Origin of the sequence: Chryseobacterium jejuense (genome assembly GCF_017877355.1) — a bacterium.
Lineage (GTDB): Bacteria > Bacteroidota > Bacteroidia > Flavobacteriales > Weeksellaceae > Chryseobacterium > Chryseobacterium jejuense_A.
Map to the genome: position 1 here is coordinate 164,620 of NZ_JAGIPR010000007.1, position 22,190 is coordinate 186,809.

Here is a 22,190-nt window from a genome sequence, read left to right on the forward strand (position 1 = left end):
TTGATTAATTATATGACAAATGTAGAATGGAATTTTCTGGCTTTTTTTTACAAATGATAAATAATATATCAAAAGAAATGAGGATGTAATACAAGAATATTGGATCTCCAGAACGTTGAAATTAAATAAAGAATTTAGGTAATTATATACAATTTTACACTAATACGGTTATCTTATTACTATGACTCTGTCATTCTGAATGTAACGAAGTGAAATGAAGAATCTAAGCCACGCATGAGATTCTTCCTTCGTCAGAAATCGAAGATTCGACGTAGTCAATGACAATGGTGTAAAATTATATATAGTCACCAAAATTTATAAGAAAACTCTATGTTAGAAGCTATTTGCCTTTCCCAGTTATTTTCTATTTAAGATTTTTGCGCCCTGATTCTGCTCAAAGAAACCTGTGTGATTCCAATATAATCAGCAAGATCTCCAAGACTGATCCGTTGAATAAGGTCTGGTCTCTGTTCCAAAAAATTATAATATCGCTTTTTTCCGTCATCTTCCAGCATTTCACTGATCCTTCCCATCATATTGACAGGAGCTTTTGAATATAATTTACTGAAAAGTGTCTCTGCACTATGATATTTTTTACATAAATCCATAATCACATCTCTATGGATTCGGAGGACTTTAGTTTGTTCTAAAGCAACAATCATATATTTTGATGGCATACCGGTAAGAAAACCACTCAGTTCAGCAAAAAAAGCATTTTCAGCAAAAAACGTCATAATAAAATCTTTATCACCATTATCAAAGAAAAGCTTGACTAATCCTTTTTCAATAAAGTAAAAATATCTGCAGGTTTCATCAGCTTTCAAAAGGAAATCTCCCTTTCTGTAAGTTTTGGATTCCAGGTGGGAAACAAGCCCATCTATTACCGGTTGTTCCAGCTTTAAAATTTTTTCTATAGTCTGGATGAAATGGGTGTGACGCATAAAAAAGTTCTGTTTTGTAAGAAATAAAATTAATGAAAAAGCTGCTATATTTATAAGTTGTACCTCAAAAAAGAATTTTAGCTTTGCTAAAGCAATATGAATGATCACTATCTAAAAAAACTCGACCGCGTAACAGCTATTCTTACCCAGCTGCAGTCTAAACCTGTAGTAAGAGCTCAGGATCTGGCTGAAAAATTCGATGTCAGTGTAAGAACCATTTATCGGGATGTAAAAACGCTGGAGAATGCGGGAATTCCAATTGTTGGAGAAGCAGGAACAGGCTATTCTCTAATGGATGGGTACAAGCTTCCACCGGTGATGTTTACCAAAGAAGAGGTATTGAGTTTTATTACTGCTGAAAAGCTGATGCAGAAGTTTTCCCATCAAAGTTTGGGGAATCACTATCAGACCGCCATGGAAAAGGTACGTTCAGTGTTGAGGCATTCGGATAAAAATCTGATTCAGAATGTTGAAAAACAGATTGATGTTTTTAATTTTCACACTCAGCAGAAAGAAGAAGATTCTCTGAAGAATGTAATTCCCATAATTCTGGAAAGTATTGCTGAGAAAACACAGTTGAATATTGAATATCAAACGGTAGATTCAAGAGTAACCAACAGAACTATTGAAGCGGTAGGGATTTTTTTTGAATTTAATTTCTGGTATATCATGGCTTACTGTACGCTGAGGAAAGATTTCAGACAGTTCAGGGTAGACAGGATTCTGCAGATTTCCAAAACACAAACTCCTTTTTTACAGGAATACGGTCAGATCAACGATTACAGAAAATCACATGGAAATAAAGTCAAAGCCAAACTGTTGATTGATAAGAAAATAATGGCCCATATCGTAAACTCCAAAAAATACTATGGCTTGGTAGAAGAAGTAGAAACCGAGCAGGGAATGGAGCTTACTTTTGAAACAGAATGGATCAACGATGGATTTCCTCGTTGGGTTATCACTTTTGCAGATTATGCCACTATTCTGGAGCCGGAAAGCCTTCGGATAAGGATGAATGAAATTCTAGTCAAAATGATGGAAAGACATCAATAAAAACCTCAGCAGAGAACTGCTGAGGTGGATTGACTTTTATTGGTAAATAGATGAAATGGTTTATTAAATAGTTTTTATTAAAATCTCTCCCAGAAGAAAGGCGGCTCAATACCTAAAGCTCTTAAATAAACATATCCCTGTGCACGGTGGTGAATTTCATTGTCTATGAAATAAAGGATATTCTCATATACCGGGAACTCATATTGTCCGAATAAATTAAAAGTTTCCTGAAAACGCTCTTCTGTAATTTGTCTGAAATAATGATTGATTACCTCAGTTTCTTCATCCCATTTTTTCAGGATTTCCTCTTTAGTCTTTGGATTAATCCCCTCCTCACTGTATGCTTCTATATTGTTGTCAACGATTCCTTTTAGGGCAACTCCACCAATATTGAGAAGTTCTGTTGCCATTTTAGAGAAAGGTCTCATTCCACCAATTGAAAATTCAAATAATTCTTTTTCAGGAAAAGCATCAATCACTCTTCTTGTCAGGTTTCTGTGCCCTTGCCAGTCCTTTAATAATTGCTCAGTAGTCATGAATTGCTTGGTTGCAGTTGCTGTAGTTGTCATAATGTATCGTTTTTGTTTGTTATTGTTGATACAAAGATAAGAGCAGGTGATGACAACAGTTTGTCAGGAGGATTTTTGCTGCTGAAAAAATATTTTATTTCTTTGCTAAAATATTGAAGACTACTTTTCCGTTTAAGAGAAGTATATTAATAAAAAGAAAAATGATTATTTAGAATTATGAAGAAGTATATTTTGCCTGTTATGGCCACTTTTTTATTAGTATCATGCAATAAAATTGAAGAAAAAATAGACCAGACGGTTCAGGAAACTAAGGACAAAGTACAGCAGAAAGCGCAGGAAGCGGTAGAAGAGACTGTTAAAAAAACAGTGAACGAATCTATTAATTCATTGACTAATTCTGAGGATGTGAAGTTCAATACTGTTTTTCCTAATGCCGGATCAGATATGATCTCAGAAGAAAAAGGGAAAAAAATAAAACTTCCTACAGGTACCGAAGGATATATCTTTAAATATAAGGCAGACATCGCAGTAGTGCTTCCTTTTTTAGAAAAACAGGCTACTTCCGATGAAGATAAATCAGATAAAACAGCAAGAAAAATTGATGGACAAAGCATCATCAGTAAAATAACCCTTCTTTCAAAATTTCTTCCTGATAATACCTTTGATACAAGCTTTCTAGAAGATATTAAAACCGATAAAAGTATTCAGTATTATAAGCTGAAAAGATTTCCCCATAGTAGTACTATTATCTACAATCCCAAAAACCAGACCATCATACAATACGTAGAGGTAAATAAATAATTTGGATTGGCCGGCTTTTGCCGGCCATTTTTTTAACCAGTTATTGCGAGCCATAGCAGATGCAATTTTTAACCTATTAAAATCACTGATCAGAAAGAATAAAATTATTATTATTTGTGATTTAAGCTAATTATTTTTCGTATAAATTATAAAATTGTTGCTGTATTTCATTAATAAGCCATTTTATATTCTGTAAATTAATTATTTTATTGTTCGTAAATTAATAACTTTTTATGAAGTAGTAGATGTAATTCTTATTATTTGTTTAGTTTTTATGCTTAGTATTTAATTTTTTTCTAAATTTATTTAATTATTAATACTTGACATGAAAAAGAAAATCTTTAATAAAAAAATCTGTGCATTAGTATTAAGCGGAGCTGGTACTATGGCATATGCTCAGGAAACTGTAAAAGAAAACAATATAGATGAAGTTGTGGTTACTACGGGTAGAACCAAACCCAGAACCATAATTACCTCTGCAATTCCTATTGATAATATTTCGGCAGTACAATTAAAATCCACAGGGCAGGTTACTTTTGATAAAGCTTTGACGTATGCCGTGCCATCTTTTAATTCATCACAACAAACTGTTTCTGATGCAACAGCTCACTTTGATCCAGCAGATTTAAGAGGATTAGGGCCTTCCAGAACATTAGTTTTGGTGAATGGTAAAAGAAAAAATCAAAGTGCTTTAATTTATGTAAATGATACACCTGGAAAAGGTGAGGTAGGTACAGATCTGAAAAGTATTCCATCTGCCGCCTTACAGAATGTAGAAGTATTGAGAGATGGTGCCTCTGCACAATATGGTTCTGATGCTATTGCAGGAGTGATCAATATTATTCTTAAGAACAGCGTTGGAAAAAGTACAGTCAATCTTTTTTCAGGTATTACTTCAAAGGGAGACGGCTTTAATATCGGAGCAGATTTTAATACGGGAATCCGGGTTGCAAAAAAAGGAAGCTTGAATCTTACATTGGGATATTCTTCCCAAAATAAAACTAACCGTGCCGGATCTACTACAAAAGATGAACTTTTTGGGGTGGATAATGCCTGGACGCAAGCTAATCCTGGTTTAGGAATGATTATAGGACAGCCGGAGACAAAAGTTGCCAATATGTTTGTAAATTTTGAATTGCCAACAGGTGAAACAGGCAAATTTTATGCTTTTGGTGGTACCACTTACAGGAATGGAACTAGTTATGGTTTATATAGAACACCCTATTGGGTAGCTTCAGATTTTGGTTTATTAACTCCAAAAGGACAGCCTTACAATGGATTTCAGCCGGAATTTAAAACAGATGTTTATGATTATAATTTAACCTCCGGGTGGAAAGGCATGTTTGGAAAATGGAGTTTCGATGGTAGTGCAACCTTTGGCTCTAATGCCGTAGATTATGTTGTAGGAAACACCATTAATACATCTTTGGGTGTAAATTCACCAACCCGTTTTAAAGCAGGTGGTCATCAGTTTAGTAATATTATAGGAAACATAGATATCAACCGGGATTTTGGTGCGGTCGTTTTAGGAGCTGGTGTTGAAGTGCGCAATGAAAACTATCAGGCAACGGCAGGAGAGGAAGCATCTTATGTAGGAAGTGGTGCAGAATCATTTCCAGGACTGCAGCCTCAAAATGAAGTCAAGAAAAATCGTCAAAATATTGGAGCTTATATGAATGCTGAATGGGATATTACAAAAAACTTATTACTTGGAGGAACTATGAGGTATGAAAAATTTAGTGATTTTGGAAATAATGTTTCCTGGAAAGGAAATGCAAGATATAAGTTGTTAGATGATAAATTAGTTTTCCGTGGATCTGTTTCGACAGGATTTCGAGCCCCTTCATTACACCAAATTTATTATTCCAATGTTCAAACCAAAATTACAGGGAATACTGTAGCTAATCAGGGTACTTTTAATAATGACTCTCCAATTGTAAGATCTGATCTTGGGGTACCAAAATTAAATGCTGAAAAAGCCTTTAACATTACTGGAGGATTTGCCGTAAAACCTTTTAAAAACCTTACTGTTACAGCAGATTATTATAGAATAAAAATTAAAGACCGAGTACTTTTCTCAGGAGATATTGGTTACAAAACCGGTGCTCCGGGTAGTCCGGATACAACAAACCCTGTGGAAGTAATATTAGACAATAATAAAATAACCTCCTTGAAGTTTTTCACCAATGCTGTAAATACAGTTACTCAGGGAGTAGATTTTGTAGCTAATTATTACACTTCAGCTATTGGTAAAGGAAGATTGGGAATTATTGCTGCTTTCAATTATAACGAAACTAAAATAGTAGATAATATTGCAGTTCCACCTATTTTGGCTGAAAATGGTTACTCAGAAAACTTTTTTGATAGAAAAGAACAATCCAGAATTACCTCTGCAAGGCCAAAAACAAAAACTATTCTTAGTCTTTCGTATGATATTTCAAAGTTTAACTTTAATCTTAATAATACTTACTTTGGTTCTGTTACTTGGCAGCACGCAACTGATCCTGCCAAAGATCAGACATTTTCTGGAAAGGTAGTTACAGACATCGTTTTAACATATAAAATCACGAATGACCTTAAAGTTTCCGGAGTCGTAAATAATTTATTTAATATTTATCCGGATATAATAGACAGCAAAGGAGATGTAGTAACGGACCTTGGAGGAAGGTTCAAATATCCTTGGGAGGTGAATCAGTTTGGATTTAACGGAACAACTTTTCAGCTAAATGTTAATTATACTTTTTAATGTATAAATAAAGGGTTGGCATTTGCGTTGTCATTCTTAACAAAGGCAAAGTCATCTCAAAAGATATAAAGCCCCCATATGCAAATATTAACTGACATTAATTTCTAGTGTCAGTTAATCATTTTTTCAGGCAGAATAGGACGTTATTGCTAAATTTTCCTTTTCACATTGTACAAAAAAAAGTATTTTAGTAGTATGAAAATTTATACAAAAACAGGAGATAAAGGCCAAACGGCACTATACGGCGGAACAAGAGTTTCCAAAGCCAGTGCAAGAGTGGATAGCTACGGAAATATAGATGAACTGAATTCTTTCATCGGAATTGCAAAAAGTCATATTGAAAATGAAGAAGTGTTGAGACAACTGAAGAAAATTCAGTTTGATTTATTCACGGTAGGCTCAGAAGCAGCTACACCTGTAGATAAACTGATGCTGGCAAACGGAAAATCGCGTCTTCCCATCATTATTTCAGAAACAGAAATTGAAGAATTGGAACAATGGATGGATACCTTTGATGAAAAGCTGGAGCCACTTCAGTATTTTATTCTTCCCGGAGGTGGAAAACCGGCAACATTTTTACATGCAGCAAGAACTATCTGCAGAAGAGCAGAACGTTCATTGGTGTTCTTAAATGAGGCTGAAGAAGTACGTCCGGAACTCATTAAATATTTAAACAGATTATCAGATTATCTTTTCGTATTGGCAAGATACATCTCAAAATTGAACAACGAACCGGAAGAATACTGGAACCCGAATGAGAGATAAAGTATTACTTTTCATCAACGGAGATGCTCCGGAATCTTTGCCCAATCCTGAAAATTATAGTTTAATTGCCTGCACGGACGGCGCTTTTCACTATCTTAAAAGAATGGGTTTTCCTTTAGATAAGCTGGATTTTATTTCCGGTGATTTTGATTCTCATTCCGGATCAGATGAAGATATGTATCAGGATAAATTTATTCTTACTTTAGATCAGGACAAAACAGATTTTCATAAGGCGTTGGAAATTATTTTGGAAAAAGGGTTTTTAGAAGTTGATGTTTTTGGTGGAAGTGGAGGAGAACAGGATCATTTTCTTGGTAATCTGACGGTTGCTTATGCCTTCAAGGACCGCATGAAAATTAAATTCTATGATGAGTTTTCCGAATATTATTTTATTCCTAACGATTTTAAGTTGAAAGGTGTAAAGAATAAAATGATTTCTCTTTATCCTTTTCCATCAGTGAATAATATAACAACTAAAGGTCTTAACTGGCCTTTAACAAACGGAAGTTTAAGTATTATCTCAAGGATAGGAACCCGGAATTTCGCGATTGAAGATGACGTTTCTGTACAATATGAATCAGGAGATGTGTTGTTTTTTGTAGGTATCAACGAGATAGAGTATCCAACGATCTATTAATATCTAAAGGATAATTATCAATAAAAATAAAACCAAGTCCATTGGCTTTAGTCAAAACTTAAAATAAATCTTAAACCATAAAAGTCACAAAAGTTTAAGTGTTCAAAAACTTTTGTGGCTAAACAAAAAAACTATTGAATACATTAATTAAAATACCAATTATTACCATTTCATTATTCTGTATTTTCTCATGTAAAACACAGCATTTTGAAACCCCGGAATATGGTAAAAATGAAACGGAAAAAGTATTTGAAATCAAAAAAGTTCACAATTTCCGTGCATTAGGCAATATTAAAAATACTGAAGGACGAACTTTAAAAGAAGGAATGTTCTACAGAAGTGCACATCTTCATAAGCTTAAAAAGAAATCTTTTGATAAGATTGGGCAATTAGAGATAACAGAAGTTATAGATTTAAGAAATTCAAAAGAAATTTCTCAGAATCCGGATCAACTTCCGAATGGGATTACCTATAAGAAATATTCTGCTTTTGAAGATGAAGGAGACCAGTTGTCACAAGCAAGAAAGTTGGTTTTAAAAGGAAAAGTAAATGCTTCTGATGCCGACAAAAGAATGATAGATTTCTACCGTGAATACGTTACGGAGAATCCGGAGACCATAAAAACGATCATTACGGAGATTATGGAATCAGAAAAACCGATTCTTTATCATTGTACTGCAGGAAAAGACAGAACAGGAATTGTTACTGCCTTAATCCTGACGATATTGAAGTTTGACAAAGAAACCATCTATAATGAATACCTCTTATCTAACAACTTCAGAAAGCCTTTGGTAGAGAAAAGATTACGATTAGCAAATACCTTACATTTCCTATATCCGAAGATGGATTTACACGTTCTGGAAAAGCTAAGCTGGGTAGAAAAAAGATACCTTGATGCAGCTTTTGAAGAGATCAATAAAAAATATGGCTCTATAGATGCTTATATTCAGCAGGTATTGGGGATTTCTGAGGCTAAAAGAGTGCAATATATTCAAAAGTTTACCCACTGATTATCAGGGGTAAATTTTCATAAACCATAATATTGGGGGATTATTTAAAATTATAATAATTTTAACATCTAAAAATCAAACTTTTTTAGCAATTTTGCATTTCTTAATTCACTTGTTTAGAAATGAAAATAAAATACTCGGAACTTATTGATCAGACATTATATTTTCCTACGGAGGAATTTAATGTTTCTGAGAACAATTTGTTGTTTCACGATGTTCCATTGATGGACGTTGTTGAGCAATTTGGCACTCCGCTAAAGATTAGCTATTTGCCGAGAATTTCTCAAAATATTCAGAAAGCCAAAAGCTGGTTTAAAGAAGCTTTTGAAAAAACTGAATATAAAAAGAGTTATACCTACTGTTATTGTACAAAATCCAGTCATTTCAATTTTGTATTGGAAGAGGCTTTGAAGAATGATATTTCAATAGAAACGTCTTCGGCCTATGATATGGATATTGTAAAATCTCTTTACGAAAAAGAGAAAGTAGATAAAAACATTGAAGTGATCTGTAATGGATTCAAAACGGATGATTATCTGACAAAGATTTCAGATATGATTAACAGCGGTTTTGAAAACATTACTCCAATTCTGGATAATTACCGTGAATTGGATAAACTTACAGAAAGTATAGATTCTACATTCAATATCGGAATCAGAATTGCTTCTGAAGAAGAGCCGAAGTTCGAATTTTATACCTCAAGATTAGGAATCGGATATAAAGACATTATTCCTTACTACAGCCAAAAGATTGCTGAACACCCGAATGCAAGATTGAAAATGCTTCACTTCTTCATCAATACGGGGATCAAGGATACATCTTACTACTGGAACGAATTGTACAAATGTCTTCGTGTATATGCACGTTTGAAAAAAATTGCTCCTGAAGTAGATTCATTGAACATTGGTGGTGGATTCCCAATCAAAACTTCTTTGAACTTTGATTACGATTACCAGTATATGGTAGAAGAGATTGTTTCTCAGATCAAGAAATTCTGTGAAGAGGAAGGAGTAGAAGAACCAAACATCTATACTGAATTCGGAAGTTTTACGGTTGGAGAAAGTGGGGCTAACCTTTATAAAATCATCTCTCAGAAACGCCAGAATGACAGAGAAAAATGGAATATGATTGATTCATCTTTCATGACGACTCTTCCTGATACATGGGCGATTTCAAGACACTTTATCATGCTTCCACTGAACCGGTGGGAAGATACTTATGAAAGAGTATTCTTAGGTGGTCTGACGTGTGATTCAGATGATTATTATAACTCTGAGCAGCATACGAATGCTATTTACCTGCCAGTTTTCAGTGATACGAAGCCTTTGTATATCGGATTTTTCCATACAGGAGCTTATCAGGAAACTATTGGCGGATATGGTGGAGTACACCACTGTCTAATGCCTCAGCCAAGACACGTCCTGATTCAGAAAGATGAAAACGGTGAGTTGCAGTATGAAATTTTCCGTGAAAAACAGGAACCGGAAGATGTATTGAGACTTCTTGGTTATAAATAAAACCTCAACCTGTCATTGCGAGGAACGAAAGTGACGAAGCAATCTCAGACAAACAATATACAATTACAAAAGCTCTCAGATTCTGAGAGCTTTTGTAATTAAAAATATTTTGAAATTTTATCCAGTTCAAGGTCTTCATAATCAGAAACTACAGTGTCAGCCAATGTATAATCCTGATTTTTAGAATGCGGACTTCTGTAAGCAGCACAGAATATCTTAGCTCTGTGGGCAGCCAGAATACCATTCGTAGAATCTTCAATCACCATACAGTTTTCAACAGGTTCACCTGCCATTTCTGCGGCCAGAAGGAAAACTTCGGGATGAGGTTTAGATTCCTTTAAATCTGCACCACTGATCTTTCCACTAAAATATTGCTCCAATCCGAACTTTTCAAACACCATATTAATGGTTGTCATGGTGGCAGAAGAAGCTAAAATAAGCTTGATGCCATTTTCATGGTAATGTTGAATAAGGCTTCTTACTCCGGGAATCAGATCAAACTCATCATCATTATAAAAATAATCTTTAAAATGAGATCTTTTGATACCTGCAATGGCTTCATGGGTTTGATACAAATCAAATTGGCTGATTAGGGTTTCGCAAACCCTTTTGGTTGAAGCTCCTGTAAAAGAAGTATATAAATCTTCGGAAACTGCAATTTCCAATTCATCAAATGTTTTGAAATAGGCTTTTCTATGCAATGGTTCTGTGTCTACAATTACCCCATCCATATCGAAAAGAACAGCTTTTAAAGACATATTCTAAGTTTCTCACAAAAATAGGAAATTGAGTTGAAAGGGGAAAGTTAATGGGAAATATGGGATATAAATTATAATATCAGTGCTTAACGAATCTGAGTTTTAAATAAGAAATAGAGTGCAATGATGTGGAAGAGGGAAGCTGGAGGCTGGAAGTTAGTATTGACGAAGTTTCTATATAGGTATGATAATATTTTTGAAAGGTGTTGATCAAAATGAGTTGAAGGTCTTTTTAAGGCTTCCATAACTTCCCATTTCCCGCCTCTATCTTCCTTGCTGAACATTTATCCTGAGTTCAGGTTTAGTCATAAGCCCTCATTCACAAACTCTCAATACTCTTTCTCTCCAACTCGTAAACTCTTCGTATCTTTGTCACCAAGTACAAACAACATTAAAATTTTTAAATAAAGCATGAGAACATACGCAGGAATTCCAGAGGAAAACGCAACGTTGGAGAATTCAAAAGTAATGTTGGTAACAGTTCCTTATGATGGAACTTCAACATGGGGAAAAGGAGCTGATAAAGGTCCTGAATTATTCCTAGACGCTTCTGAAAACATGGAACTTTATGACATTGAAACTCAAACTGAACCTTACCTTCAGGGAGTGTATCTAGCTGGAGAAGTTTCTGAAAATTCAACTCCTGAAGCAATGACAGAAGCTGTTTACCAAAAAACAAAAGAGCTGTTGAACAATGAAGGAAAAGTATTTACGTTATTTGGTGGTGAGCACTCTGTTTCTATCGGTTCTATCCGTGCAGTAGGTGAGAAATTTGAAAACCTTACTGTTCTTCAACTGGATGCTCACACAGACTTACGTCCTGAGTTTCATGGTTCTACTTCTAACCACGCTTGTGCAGTGTTTGAAGCTAACCAGAAGCATAACTTAGTTCAGGTGGGAATCCGTTCTATGGATGCTGAAGAAGCTCAATATTTACCGGAAGGAAGAGTATTCTTTGCTCATGAGATTGCTAACAATGAGAACTGGGTGAATGATGTATTGGAAAAAGTATCAGGGAATGTTTATATTACGATTGACCTTGACGCTTTTGATCCTTCTATTGCTCCATCTACAGGAACTCCTGAGCCGGGTGGATTACAATGGTACCCAACATTGGAATTATTAAGAAAAGTATTTGAAAAATGTAACGTAGTAGCATTTGATATTGTAGAATTAATGGATTCTCCAATGGCTAAGCCAACAGCTTTCCTTGCCGCTAAGTTATATTATAAAATGCTTGCTTATAACGATATTTATAACAACGATAACTAATATTCCGCAAGAATCGGATTTTTTCTGCCGTATATTCTTAGGAAATTTGTGAGGTAAAAACAAAGTAAAATGTCCACACAAAGTCAAATAGATTACAACAGAATTGCTAAAGCGATAGAGTATATCCAGAGCAATTTCAGGCTTCAGCCAAGTTTGGAGGAAGTGGCAGAGAATATTCACTTAAGTCCGGCCCATTTTCAGAAGATTTTCACCGATTGGGCAGGAACAAGTCCGAAAAAATTTTTACAGTTCATTAGTCTTGAACATGCTAAAAATTTATTAAAGGAAGAAAAGGCAAGTATTTTTGATACCGCTTATGAAACGGGGCTTTCCAGTACCAGCAGATTGCATGATCTGTTTGTAAAAATAGAAGGAATGTCTCCGGCTGAATATAAAAACGGCGGAAAAAGTCTTGTCATCAATTATAGTTTTTCTGAAAGTCCATTTGGAAATATCCTGGTAGCTTCTACAGAAAAAGGAATCTGCTATATGGCTTTTGAAAACGATAAAGAAACAGCATTAGGGAATTTACAGCATAAATTTCCTAATGCTTCTTTTTTTGAAAAGCAGGACGTGCTTCAGAAGAATGCTTTGTCTATATTTGATAAAGACTGGACAAAGCTCAACACCATCAAACTTCATTTAAAAGGTACCGATTTCCAGTTAAAGGTTTGGGAAAGTCTATTGACTATTCCTATGGGAAAACTGTCTACTTATGGCAACCTTGCTGAAAAAATAGGAAACCCTAAAGCTTCAAGAGCTGTGGGTACAGCTATAGGAAGTAATCCTGTTGCATTTCTTATCCCTTGTCATCGTGTGATTCAATCTACAGGACATCTTGGCGGTTACCGATGGGGAAGTGATAGAAAGCAGATGATTGTGGGCTGGGAAAGTTCACAGCTTTACTCTTAAGTATTTTTAACCACAAATCGAAGATTATCTCCTGTTAGTCTATGAATGTTATTTCGGCGAAGTCAAAAGTCACAAAAGTTTTTGAACACTTAAGTTATTTTTAAGTGACTACTAACTGCTTGAGAAGTACACTTAAGTTTTCTGAAAATCTCCAATTTTTTCCAATATTTCAGTTGAAGGAGGAAACATTCCCCTCCGCTGGAGGGGTGGCAAAAATTCAAAGAATTTTTGACGGGGTGGTTTTACAAAGTAAACTACAACTCCTTTCCAAAAACATTACGTAATTTGTATTACCAAAACAAAAAACAATGCTCAGCCTGTTCGATGAAACACCGGATTATCTACTAAGTCTTCTTCCAAAAGATGGAACCGTTCTGTATTATGGAAAAGTTTTCTCAAAAGAGGAGGCTGATACTTACTACGATTATCTTTTCAATCAGATTCCATGGCAGCATGACGAGGCAGTGGTCTTCGGAAAGTTAATTTTAACCAAAAGAAAAGTAGCCTGGTTCGGAGAAAAAGCATTTGAATATACCTATTCCAACAGAACAAAATATGCAAAACTTTGGACTCCTGAACTGCTGAAATTAAAACAAAAATGTGAGGAAGTTTCAGGAGAAACCTATAATTCATGCCTACTCAATTTATATCATGACGGAAGTGAGGGAATGGCTTATCACAGCGATGGAGAAACAGATCTGAAAAAACACGGAGCTATCGCTTCTCTAACTTTCGGAGCAGAAAGAAAGTTTTTATTTAAGCACAAAACAACTAAAGAAAAGGTTGAAATATTTCTGGAAAACGGAAGCTTACTGATTATGAAAGGAACTACCCAGGATAATTGGCTTCACAGACTTCCCCCCACAACAAAAGTGACTACCCCAAGAGTAAACCTTACTTTCAGAACCATTGAAGAATAAAAACTCACGCAGATTCTAACGCAATCATCTGTGAAGATCTGAGCAATCTGTGGGACATCAATTTACTTTTTAGTTCAGTCATCTGTAAAATCAGCTCAATCTACTAGAGAAATTCCCAAAAAAAAACGCTGTTCAGAGGAACAGCGTTTTCAATTTATTTCAAGATTTCAGCTTCAATAGAACTGTCACCATATAATTTAATAAATGCTTTGGTGTAATCTTCCTTGGAAGCAAAATTTGGATTATCCATAAATTTCTGAGGATTCAACACAAAAAGCGGGAACCACGTACTGCTGATCTGAATTTGTATTTTATGCCCTTTTTTGAAGGTATGAACTACATCCTGAAGTCTGAAGTTGACTGCTGTTTTCTGGTCAGGAACTAAGGCTTCTCCTTTTTCTTTAGTATTTCTGAATCTTGCAGGCATAATTTCGCTTCTTACCATCTGGTGGTAGTTTCCGTAGATTACACCGTCTTTCTTTTCAGCCGGTTTAAAATCCTCAGGATAAACATCAATTAGTTTTACAGCAAAATCAGCATCGGTGGAAGAAGAGGAGATATTCAGTTTTGCCATAATTTCTCCGGCGAAAGTGATATCATCCGTCAATACATCTGTTGTAAACGTTAATACATCAGGTCTTCCAACCGCAAATCTTTGGTCTTCTGACATATAATTTTTAGGAGTAAATCCATTAAAATCTTTTAAATGGTCAGAACTTAGCACCGGATTATTCGGGTCGCTATAATATTCTGAATATCCTTGTCCTGCAGTCTTTTTTAACGTTTTATCAGAAAGATAGAAATTTACTTTTTGAGCATTTTTAGGTGGATAAGATGCAAATTCTTTCCATTCTTTAGCTCCGGTATCATACATCAAAGCTTCCGGAAGTCCTGCATCTTCTTTGGTGTTACCTTTCAGATAATGGCTGAAGAACTTTGTTTCTACATTTTTCTGGTAATATGTGGCAATGCTGTCTCCGAAATAAGTTTCACTGTGGAAATGCTTACCTTGTTCCTGAGACCATCCACCATGAGAGAAAGGTCCCATTACAATGGTATTTTTAGCCTTTGGACTTGTCTTCTCAATTGTTTTGTAGATATTTAATGGTCCTGCAAGATCTTCCGAATCAAACCAGCCACCAACAGTCATTACGGCGTGGTTGATATTTTTCAGATGAGGAAGAAGTCCTCTTTTTTGCCAGAATTCATCATAATTGGTATGATTCATAATTTCCGTCATGAAAAAATTATCTTTATAGTACTTCTCATAGCCATCTTTCAGAGTTCCCATGTCTCTGTAGAATTTTAAACCATCTTCAGAAGTTTGTTTAATGAAGGAATCCATGTACCATGCTTTCTGTTCAGGTTTTGTCTTCTGAACTCCAAAAACAGGAAATGTTCTGAAATATCCCAGCATAAATCTTCCGTTGTGAAGGAAATCATCGTTCCAGAAATCAGAAATAGGAGCTTGTGGAGAAGAAGCAACCAATGCCGGATGCTGCGCTAATGTTCCTACAGCCGTATAAAATCCGGGATAAGAAGTTCCGAATTGTCCTACTTTACCATTATTATCTTTAACATTTTTCAAAAGCCAGTCGATGGTATCATAGGTATCTGTACTTTCGTCAACATCTTTTTTAGTTTTACGTTCTACCTGCGGAGTCATATTGGTGAAAGTTCCTTCACTCATATATCTTCCACGGACATCCTGGTAAACAAAAATATATTTGTCTTTCATCAGGTAAGTGTTAGGACCCACTTTGGTTTTATATTCATTTTCACCATAAGGAGCAATGCTGTAGCAGGTTCTCTGCATCAGAAACGGATATTTGTTCTTGTTTGAAATATCCTTAGGAATATAAACAGCTGTGAAAAGCTTTACTCCATCACGCATAGGAATATAAAATTCCTTCTTGGTGAAATTATCTTTAACGAAATTGTCTTTTTGTTCCGTATTCTGAGCCTTTCCAAGAATGAAAAGAAGAATGAATACAAGTGAAATATGGGTCTTCATAAGTAAAATTTGTGACTAATTTAGAAATAAAAATACTTTTATGGTATTTTCTCAAATTAATCTTCCTTTAAAAGTGTATTTGTTTTGATTTTTTACTGCTGATTATGGAATTTATAGAAGGATTATAGACCCATCCCGGCAAAAATTCAAGGAATTTTTGCCACCCCTACGCTTGGGATGTGCAGTCTTTCAACTTGAATATTGGTGGAAATCGGAGATTTTTAAAAAAACTTTTGTGTACTTCTCAAACAGTTAGTAGCTACTTAAAATAATTTAGGCGTTTAAAACTTTTGGGACTCTTATGGTTAAAAAATGGTATTAAAAAGCCGGAAAATTTCCGGTCATTTATTAAAATATATAAAAGTGTTTATTTCTTTTTCGTTTTTTTACCAGCAAATTTATTCAGCTTCATACTAAGGGAAAACATGATGTATCGTTTAAGAATCAGATCTTCACGGTCTTCAAAATAAGAATCTGTAATGGTTCTTTTTACGCTTTGATTTTGATTCAATACATCATAGACCTTTATTTTTGCGGTCAGCTGTTTTTTGTAGAACGAATATCCCAGACTGGCATTCCAGAAATAGAAATCTTTTTTAAATCCGGGAGCAATATTCGAATTGGTGTTATAAGAAAAATCATTTCCAATGAAGAATGCCTTTTGGAACAGATAATTAGTCAGTTCAACCTTTAGAGACTGGGTAGTGGTATTTACGCTGTTAACATTATAGTTGGTATAATCGGAAAAGCTGTACCCAAGACTATAAGATGGTTTTATGGTAAATATATCTTTGATTTCGTAATTCAGATTAAGCCCCGGATTAAAGTTGTAGGCTCTGCTTTTAAATGCTTCCCCATTGATAAATCCATTATTATAGGTATAATTCATACTAAACCTTGGAGCAATTCTAAGCTTATGGTCATTCCATTTAAATGTTTTAGTTAAGCCCATATTGAAATTGAAATTCTTATTTCCGCTTATATTGCGGTAGGTGATGATCTGTCTTCCGGAATTGTCATATTTGGAATAATTGATAACATCATTATTTCTATAGGTAAACCCAGCTGTAACATGGTAGTTTAAATTCTTAACCATGTTATAACTGTTGAAAGTAAGGTTAGTTTCATTGATCCATGTATTTTTAAGATCAGGATTTCCGGTATTGGTAATTAAAGGATTGGATTCATCCTTATAAGGAATCAATTTTCCGGGATCAGGAATGGTGAAACTGGAAGAGTTGGATAAAATCAATGACTGATGGTCTGTAAAAGAATATCGGAAATTGGTTGAATACTTTGGAAGAAGAAAATTTTTCTGAAGGTTATACAGCTGCCCGTTAAAAACTGAATTGACATTCATATCCGAAATATCAGCATTTATGGTAGCCCATAGGCCGAATTTCTTTTTATAAAGATAATAGGATAACTCAGGTGTAAACTGATTCATTCTTTGATCCATACTATTGGAAAGACGGGTGTTGTATTGAGAATACTGTCCTGTAACAGGATCAAAGTCATTAAAATCTCTGATATCTCTGGTTAATTTTGAGCTGTATTGCAGAGTGATGCCGATTGTTGCAGAATCTGAGATGGGTTCCGTATATCGGGCCATAAAGCTGTAATTATTATCCTGGAAACGGGTTTTCTGTAACTGATTACGGTTATCAGTAGTTATACCGGAGTCCTTATAAAAGGAATTCAGAGACTGATTGATGTTATCATTATTAGATTCTGTAATGGAAGTATTGGCCATGGCCATGAACGATCTGTTCTTTTTCTTAAAGTTTCTGAAAAAATTAATATTGGGACTGAAAGTATTAGATTCTCCTTTGGTTTGAGTAATATTTTTACTTTCATTCAAAAGTTTATCATCCTTTAAAGTTGAAGATACGGATTGCCCTGAACCGAATGTTTCTGATTTTGAAAATGAAGGCGCTATGTAAATATTGGTCAATGAATCCAGTTTTATACCTATTGAACTGTTGAAATTATATTGCCTTGATTCATTTTCGTTACTACTCTCAGAATCTGTTTTTAAGGTAGAATCCGGAAGAAGTGTAGTCTTTGATGCTTTGGAACGGGTCTCATTGTTAGAATCTGTATATTGGAGGCTGAGGTTGTCAAGGTTAGCATCATTTCCAAGTTTATCATTGTAATTCAAACCAAAGCTGCTGAATTTTTGAATGCCGCCTCCTTGCTGACCTGCACTGCCTCGTCCCATTGTATCAAAAATCTGATCTCCTGAGCTGCTTTTTGAGTTGATATTATTGGCGGAGGCCAAAATACTGATTTTGGTATCTCCTTTAAAATAATTTAAGAATACATTTCCTTCATACCGTTTATCAGAACCATATCCGGCTAGAATTTTTGAAATAAGGCCTTTGTTTTTCTTTTCATCAATATTAAAATTAATGGTAGTATTTTGAGATTTTGCAGGTCTTTTGGTTAATTCCTCCTCTTTAGTCTTTGTAGTGGTAAACTGGATATTTTTAATAATATCTGCGGGAAGATTTTGTAGTGCTGTCTTTCCTTCCTTATCGAAGAAAGGTTTTCCGTTGACCATAATTTGGTCTACATTTTTTCCATTGACTGTAATTTTCCCGTCATTACCAATCTCTACTCCCGGAATCTGCTTCAAAAGCTCATCAATTTGACTGTCCGGGCGTACTTTAAGAGCAGAAGCATTGAATTCTATGGTATCATTTTTTACTTTCACTGGAGAAACGGTAATTTTCACCTCATCAATGTCAATAACTTTCTTTTTTTCAAGCTCTATATCGCCAAGAGATAGTGACTGCAGAATTTTATCAAGTGCCTTTGAATATGATAGTTTTTCGGTATCAATTTTTAGGAAGGAAGGTTCTTTTATCTCATCAGTTTGTAATGAAAATTTACCTTCTTTATTGGTTGCTGTATAATTGATAATGGTGGAATCTTTTGCCTTCAGCAGATAGATGGTTGCATTTTCTACTGGCTTTTTTTCCGGATCAGATACTTTTCCATCAATATGGAGTCTTTGGCCATATACAATCAGGAAGTTGCATACCAAAAACACGAATAATAAGATTTTCTTCATTGAGCTTTCCAAAACGTAAAAATAAAAAAACATCCCAATATAGGGATGTTCCTTGTGAATATTTCAAAAAATATTTTTTATGCTCTTAAATATCTTGAATAAGCATATCCTTCCTGACCGTCAGCAGTTTTTACTTTCCACCAGTCGTCAGAAGTTTGCTCAATTAAAGTTACAGCAGAACCTTTGGCAGCTTTTCCTACTACAGCAGCTTCAGTGGAAGGCTCCTGTCTGATGTTCAGATTAGACTCTTCTGTAGCTACAGTAAGAGAAGCACCTGAAGTAAGACCTGCAACCTGTACATCGATATTGATATCTGAAGCAGAATAAGTAGAATCAATAGCTCCTAAAGCATTCCAAACTGCATCTTTTGCAGCTGTATTGGAAGCATTTCCGGAAACATATAAAATTCCGTCCTGCTCCTGAACCTGTAGGTTTGAAATCCCAGCAGACTGAGCTGCTGAAACTACGCTTGAATATTTATCTTGTAATGTACTCATCTTAATTTAATTATTTTACTGTGTAGTTAAATTTAACTTTACCAACTTTTAAAGCATCCACAGACTGCTTGATTTTTTTAGCCTGCTCTTTAGAAACATTCCCTGTAAGGGTAAGTTCGTCATTAATAACTTCTACTTTTACTGTTGGGAAATCTTTTACTGCATCCTGAACTTTTTTCTGAATAGCAGGATCTACAGCTGATTTAGTTTCAACAGGTGCCGGAGCTGGAGTTACTTCTACTTTAGACATATCCATTACGTCTTTTACTCCTTTAATTGCTTTTAATTGTGCAATCATAGCATCCTTAGATTGTTGATCTGCGAAAGTTCCGCTTAAGTGTGCCACACCTTCTTTTACTTCAACAGAAGCATTGGGATTAGAAGTTACTACAGTTGTAGCCTGAGTCTGAAGATCGGCATCAGAAACTTTTTTCTTACAAGAAACTGCCCCGAAAGATACAGCTACAGCTAATGCAGCCATTGCGATAGTTTTTTTCATATTGTATATTTATTAATGTTGTTATACAATCAAATGTAATAATAAAATTTGTACCAAAAGAATAAAAATTCAATAAATGTTTCTTTAATTTTTTACAATATTTTCTGAACCAATGATTTAATTTTTATGTTTCAAAAACTTAATACGGTCTTAACATGATTAGAATAAAATATTCTGTCAATTCAAAAACCATTATATTTGCGCAAATTGAACTATATATATGAAAGGACAGAATAAACTTTTTATAGCAATTATTATCGCGCTTCTCTTGGGAGTAGGAATCGGAGGACTTGTACACGTACAGTACCCGGAAAGTGCAGAACCTTTTTCCAAGAATATAAAATTATTGGGAACGGTTTTCATCAGGCTGGTACAGATGATTATTGCACCTTTGGTTTTTACTACACTTGTTGTGGGAATTGCTAAAATGAGTGATATCAAAATGATCGGAAGAGTAGGGACAAAAGCAATGCTTTGGTTTATCTCCGCTTCTTTGATTTCTCTTTTTATCGGGTTAATACTTGTTAACTGGCTTGAACCAGGGCATGTTACCAAACTACCGATTCAGGATGCTGCTTCTGCAGAAGATCTTTTGAAAAGCAGTAAAAGCTTTTCCTTAGAAGACTTTGTAAAGCACATGATTCCTAAAAGTTTATTTGAAGCCTTTGCAACCAATGAGGTATTGCAGATTGTAGTATTTGCCATTATGTTCGGAGTTGCTTTAGCTAATTTAGGAGAAGAATATTCTAAACCAGTGGTAAAACTTTTTGATATCATTGCTCATGGTATTCTTAAAATGGTAGGATATATCATGTGGTTTGCCCCTTTGGGAGTATTGGGAGCAATTGCTGCTGTGGTAGCAACCAATGGTTTTGAAATCTTTAAAGTATATGCCATCTATCTGAGAGACTTCTTTTTTGCATTGGGTGTACTTTGGTTGGTTCTTCTGTTGGTAGGATATTTTATCTTAGGAAACAGGCTATTTGATTTATTAAAAAGAATTAAAGAGCCATTATTAATCGCATTCTCTACAACCAGTTCAGAAGCAGTATTTCCGAAACTGGTAGAAGAGCTTGAAAAATTTGGATGTAACAGCAGAGTAGTATCTTTCATTCTTCCTTTAGGGTATTCATTTAACCTTGATGGTAGTATGATGTATATGACGTTTGCTTCCATTTTTATTGCTCAGATCTACGGAATAGAAATGACAATCGGGCAACAGATTACCATGCTTTTGGTACTAATGCTTACTTCAAAAGGGATTGCCGGAGTTCCGAGAGCTTCTTTGGTTATCATTGTAGCAACCTGTTCAATGTTTGGTATTCCACCGGAAGGTATTGCTTTAATATTACCAATTGACCATTTCTGTGATATGGGAAGAAGTATGACTAACGTATTAGGAAATACGCTGGCTACTTCAGCAGTATCGAAATGGGAAGGGCAGTTAACCGAACCTTTAGACAAAATTTAAATAATGAGTTTAAAAAACTTATCACCCTATAAAAGCCATATTGAAAAATATGGCTTTTCCATTATCAATGAAGTATTCTCGGATGTAGAAGTTGCTCAGATTATTCATGTTCTGGACAATATAGATACTTCAAAAGAGAACTTCCGGAAATCTGAAGACCTGTTTGCTATAAGACAGTTTTTAAAGGAAGTTCCGGAAATTAAAGACCTTATCTTTAATGACAATATCAGAACGATCATCAATGAAATCTTTGGTGACAGGTATTTTGTAGTAAAAAGTATCTATTTTGATAAACCGGAAACATCCAATTGGTATGTAGCGTATCATCAGGACCTGACGATTTCCGTAGATAAGAAGCTGGAGTTATCCGGTTTTGGCCCCTGGACTACAAAACAGAATCAGTTTGCCGTACAGCCTCCATTGGATATTTTAGAGAACATTTATACCATCAGAATCCATTTGGATGATACAGATGAACATAACGGAGCCCTAAAAGTTGTTCCTGAATCTCATTCTAAGGGGATTTACAGACCGGAAACCATAGACTGGACAGTAGAAACTGAAGAGATCTGCAAGGTAGATAGAGGCGGTGTGATGCTTATGAAGCCTCTTACATTGCATGGTTCAAACAGAACTACGAATGGAAAGAAAAGAAGAGTGATTCATATTGAGTTTTCTGATAGAGAACTTCCGGAAGTTCTGCAGTGGGCAGAAAGGATGAATTAAGATATTCTCAGAATACAAAAATAGCCTCTTCAAAAACGAAGAGGC

The 22,190-nt window shown here is 35.0% G+C and carries 19 protein-coding genes; 12 read left to right on the forward strand and 7 right to left on the reverse strand.

Annotated elements, in window-relative coordinates:
• Positions 1 to 368 precede the first annotated feature (368 nt).
• Complete coding sequence (locus J2772_RS15840) at positions 369 to 941, reverse strand: Crp/Fnr family transcriptional regulator (protein WP_209918349.1); 573 nt, start codon at positions 939 to 941, stop codon at positions 369 to 371.
• Between the two features lie 96 nt (positions 942 to 1,037).
• Here J2772_RS15840 and J2772_RS15845 point away from each other — a divergent pair, with 96 nt between their 5' ends.
• Positions 1,038 to 1,994 (forward strand): helix-turn-helix transcriptional regulator, encoded by a 957-nt coding sequence (locus J2772_RS15845; protein WP_209918350.1) that lies wholly within the window; start codon positions 1,038 to 1,040, stop codon positions 1,992 to 1,994.
• Positions 1,995 to 2,071: 77 nt separating this feature from the next.
• Here the strand turns inward: J2772_RS15845 and J2772_RS15850 are convergent, their stop codons facing one another.
• Positions 2,072 to 2,563 (reverse strand): DinB family protein, encoded by a 492-nt coding sequence (locus tag J2772_RS15850; RefSeq protein WP_209918352.1) that lies wholly within the window; start codon positions 2,561 to 2,563, stop codon positions 2,072 to 2,074.
• A 177-nt stretch (positions 2,564 to 2,740) separates the two neighbouring features.
• On the opposite strand from J2772_RS15850, the gene J2772_RS15855 reads away from it, so the two are divergent.
• From J2772_RS15855 to J2772_RS15880, 6 genes are all read left to right on the forward strand, one after another.
• On the forward strand, positions 2,741 to 3,325 hold the full coding sequence (locus J2772_RS15855) for a hypothetical protein (protein ID WP_209918354.1): 585 nt from the start codon (positions 2,741 to 2,743) through the stop codon (positions 3,323 to 3,325).
• Between the two features lie 325 nt (positions 3,326 to 3,650).
• Complete coding sequence (locus tag J2772_RS15860) at positions 3,651 to 6,071, forward strand: TonB-dependent receptor plug domain-containing protein (protein WP_209918356.1); 2,421 nt, start codon at positions 3,651 to 3,653, stop codon at positions 6,069 to 6,071.
• Between the two features lie 195 nt (positions 6,072 to 6,266).
• Positions 6,267 to 6,836, forward strand: coding sequence for a cob(I)yrinic acid a,c-diamide adenosyltransferase (locus tag J2772_RS15865; RefSeq protein WP_209918358.1), 570 nt, complete (start codon positions 6,267 to 6,269; stop codon positions 6,834 to 6,836).
• On the forward strand, positions 6,826 to 7,473 hold the full coding sequence (locus J2772_RS15870; RefSeq protein WP_209918360.1) for a thiamine diphosphokinase: 648 nt from the start codon (positions 6,826 to 6,828) through the stop codon (positions 7,471 to 7,473). Before J2772_RS15865 ends, J2772_RS15870 begins: the two co-directional genes overlap by 11 nt.
• A gap of 134 nt (positions 7,474 to 7,607) precedes the next feature.
• Positions 7,608 to 8,483 (forward strand): tyrosine-protein phosphatase, encoded by an 876-nt coding sequence (locus J2772_RS15875; protein WP_209918362.1) that lies wholly within the window; start codon positions 7,608 to 7,610, stop codon positions 8,481 to 8,483.
• Positions 8,484 to 8,605: 122 nt separating this feature from the next.
• A complete protein-coding gene (locus tag J2772_RS15880) occupies positions 8,606 to 10,000 on the forward strand; it encodes a decarboxylase (protein WP_045500193.1) in 1,395 nt (464 codons plus the stop codon).
• A 98-nt stretch (positions 10,001 to 10,098) separates the two neighbouring features.
• On the opposite strand, the gene J2772_RS15885 is transcribed toward J2772_RS15880, so the two are convergent.
• Positions 10,099 to 10,758 carry an HAD family hydrolase gene (locus J2772_RS15885; protein WP_209918371.1) on the reverse strand — a complete coding sequence of 220 codons (660 nt, stop codon included), beginning with the start codon at positions 10,756 to 10,758 and terminating at the stop codon, positions 10,099 to 10,101.
• 411 nt (positions 10,759 to 11,169) lie between these two features.
• Between J2772_RS15885 and speB the strand changes: the two genes are divergently transcribed.
• The 3 genes from speB (at position 11,170) to J2772_RS15900 (ending at position 13,862) form a co-directional block, all read left to right on the forward strand.
• Complete coding sequence (gene speB / locus J2772_RS15890) at positions 11,170 to 12,030, forward strand: agmatinase (protein ID WP_068944350.1); 861 nt, start codon at positions 11,170 to 11,172, stop codon at positions 12,028 to 12,030.
• 69 nt (positions 12,031 to 12,099) lie between these two features.
• A complete protein-coding gene (locus J2772_RS15895; RefSeq protein ID WP_209918373.1) occupies positions 12,100 to 12,942 on the forward strand; it encodes a bifunctional helix-turn-helix domain-containing protein/methylated-DNA--[protein]-cysteine S-methyltransferase in 843 nt (280 codons plus the stop codon).
• 308 nt (positions 12,943 to 13,250) lie between these two features.
• Complete coding sequence (locus J2772_RS15900; RefSeq protein WP_209918375.1) at positions 13,251 to 13,862, forward strand: alpha-ketoglutarate-dependent dioxygenase AlkB family protein; 612 nt, start codon at positions 13,251 to 13,253, stop codon at positions 13,860 to 13,862.
• Positions 13,863 to 14,016: 154 nt separating this feature from the next.
• Here J2772_RS15900 and J2772_RS15905 read toward each other — a convergent pair whose 3' ends face one another.
• From J2772_RS15905 to J2772_RS15920, 4 genes are all read right to left on the reverse strand, one after another.
• Positions 14,017 to 15,876, reverse strand: a complete 1,860-nt coding sequence (locus J2772_RS15905) for a CocE/NonD family hydrolase (RefSeq protein ID WP_209918377.1) — start codon at positions 15,874 to 15,876, stop codon at positions 14,017 to 14,019.
• Between the two features lie 367 nt (positions 15,877 to 16,243).
• Complete coding sequence (locus J2772_RS15910) at positions 16,244 to 18,952, reverse strand: TonB-dependent receptor (RefSeq protein ID WP_209918379.1); 2,709 nt, start codon at positions 18,950 to 18,952, stop codon at positions 16,244 to 16,246.
• Between the two features lie 77 nt (positions 18,953 to 19,029).
• Positions 19,030 to 19,449 carry an SH3 domain-containing protein gene (locus tag J2772_RS15915; protein WP_209918380.1) on the reverse strand — a complete coding sequence of 140 codons (420 nt, stop codon included), beginning with the start codon at positions 19,447 to 19,449 and terminating at the stop codon, positions 19,030 to 19,032.
• A gap of 10 nt (positions 19,450 to 19,459) precedes the next feature.
• Positions 19,460 to 19,948: a BON domain-containing protein gene (locus J2772_RS15920; protein ID WP_209918382.1), complete on the reverse strand. Its 489-nt coding sequence runs from the start codon at positions 19,946 to 19,948 to the stop codon at positions 19,460 to 19,462.
• A gap of 220 nt (positions 19,949 to 20,168) precedes the next feature.
• On the opposite strand from J2772_RS15920, the gene J2772_RS15925 reads away from it, so the two are divergent.
• Positions 20,169 to 21,419, forward strand: a complete 1,251-nt coding sequence (locus tag J2772_RS15925; protein WP_209918384.1) for a dicarboxylate/amino acid:cation symporter — start codon at positions 20,169 to 20,171, stop codon at positions 21,417 to 21,419.
• 3 nt (positions 21,420 to 21,422) lie between these two features.
• Entirely contained in the window at positions 21,423 to 22,145 is a 723-nt protein-coding gene (locus J2772_RS15930; protein ID WP_209918385.1) for a phytanoyl-CoA dioxygenase family protein, read from the forward strand.
• The last annotated feature ends 45 nt before the right edge of the window (positions 22,146 to 22,190 follow it).

Excerpts from the sequence above, each read along its gene's own strand:
- J2772_RS15910 (WP_209918379.1), bottom strand. The coding sequence starts at position 18,952 with ATGAAGAAAATCTTATTATTCGTGTTTTTGGTATGCAACTTCCTGATT.
- J2772_RS15880 (WP_045500193.1), top strand. The coding sequence starts at position 8,606 with ATGAAAATAAAATACTCGGAACTTATTGATCAGACATTATATTTTCCT.
- J2772_RS15920 (WP_209918382.1), bottom strand. The coding sequence starts at position 19,948 with ATGAAAAAAACTATCGCAATGGCTGCATTAGCTGTAGCTGTATCTTTC.
- J2772_RS15855 (WP_209918354.1), top strand. The coding sequence starts at position 2,741 with ATGAAGAAGTATATTTTGCCTGTTATGGCCACTTTTTTATTAGTATCA.
- J2772_RS15850 (WP_209918352.1), bottom strand. The coding sequence starts at position 2,563 with ATGACAACTACAGCAACTGCAACCAAGCAATTCATGACTACTGAGCAA.
- J2772_RS15870 (WP_209918360.1), top strand. The coding sequence starts at position 6,826 with ATGAGAGATAAAGTATTACTTTTCATCAACGGAGATGCTCCGGAATCT.
- J2772_RS15885 (WP_209918371.1), bottom strand. The coding sequence starts at position 10,758 with ATGTCTTTAAAAGCTGTTCTTTTCGATATGGATGGGGTAATTGTAGAC.
- J2772_RS15915 (WP_209918380.1), bottom strand. The coding sequence starts at position 19,449 with ATGAGTACATTACAAGATAAATATTCAAGCGTAGTTTCAGCAGCTCAG.
- J2772_RS15930 (WP_209918385.1), top strand. The coding sequence starts at position 21,423 with ATGAGTTTAAAAAACTTATCACCCTATAAAAGCCATATTGAAAAATAT.
- J2772_RS15905 (WP_209918377.1), bottom strand. The coding sequence starts at position 15,876 with ATGAAGACCCATATTTCACTTGTATTCATTCTTCTTTTCATTCTTGGA.
- J2772_RS15900 (WP_209918375.1), top strand. The coding sequence starts at position 13,251 with ATGCTCAGCCTGTTCGATGAAACACCGGATTATCTACTAAGTCTTCTT.
- J2772_RS15860 (WP_209918356.1), top strand. The coding sequence starts at position 3,651 with ATGAAAAAGAAAATCTTTAATAAAAAAATCTGTGCATTAGTATTAAGC.
- J2772_RS15925 (WP_209918384.1), top strand. The coding sequence starts at position 20,169 with ATGAAAGGACAGAATAAACTTTTTATAGCAATTATTATCGCGCTTCTC.
- J2772_RS15840 (WP_209918349.1), bottom strand. The coding sequence starts at position 941 with ATGCGTCACACCCATTTCATCCAGACTATAGAAAAAATTTTAAAGCTG.
- speB (WP_068944350.1), top strand. The coding sequence starts at position 11,170 with ATGAGAACATACGCAGGAATTCCAGAGGAAAACGCAACGTTGGAGAAT.
- J2772_RS15895 (WP_209918373.1), top strand. The coding sequence starts at position 12,100 with ATGTCCACACAAAGTCAAATAGATTACAACAGAATTGCTAAAGCGATA.
- J2772_RS15845 (WP_209918350.1), top strand. The coding sequence starts at position 1,038 with ATGAATGATCACTATCTAAAAAAACTCGACCGCGTAACAGCTATTCTT.
- J2772_RS15865 (WP_209918358.1), top strand. The coding sequence starts at position 6,267 with ATGAAAATTTATACAAAAACAGGAGATAAAGGCCAAACGGCACTATAC.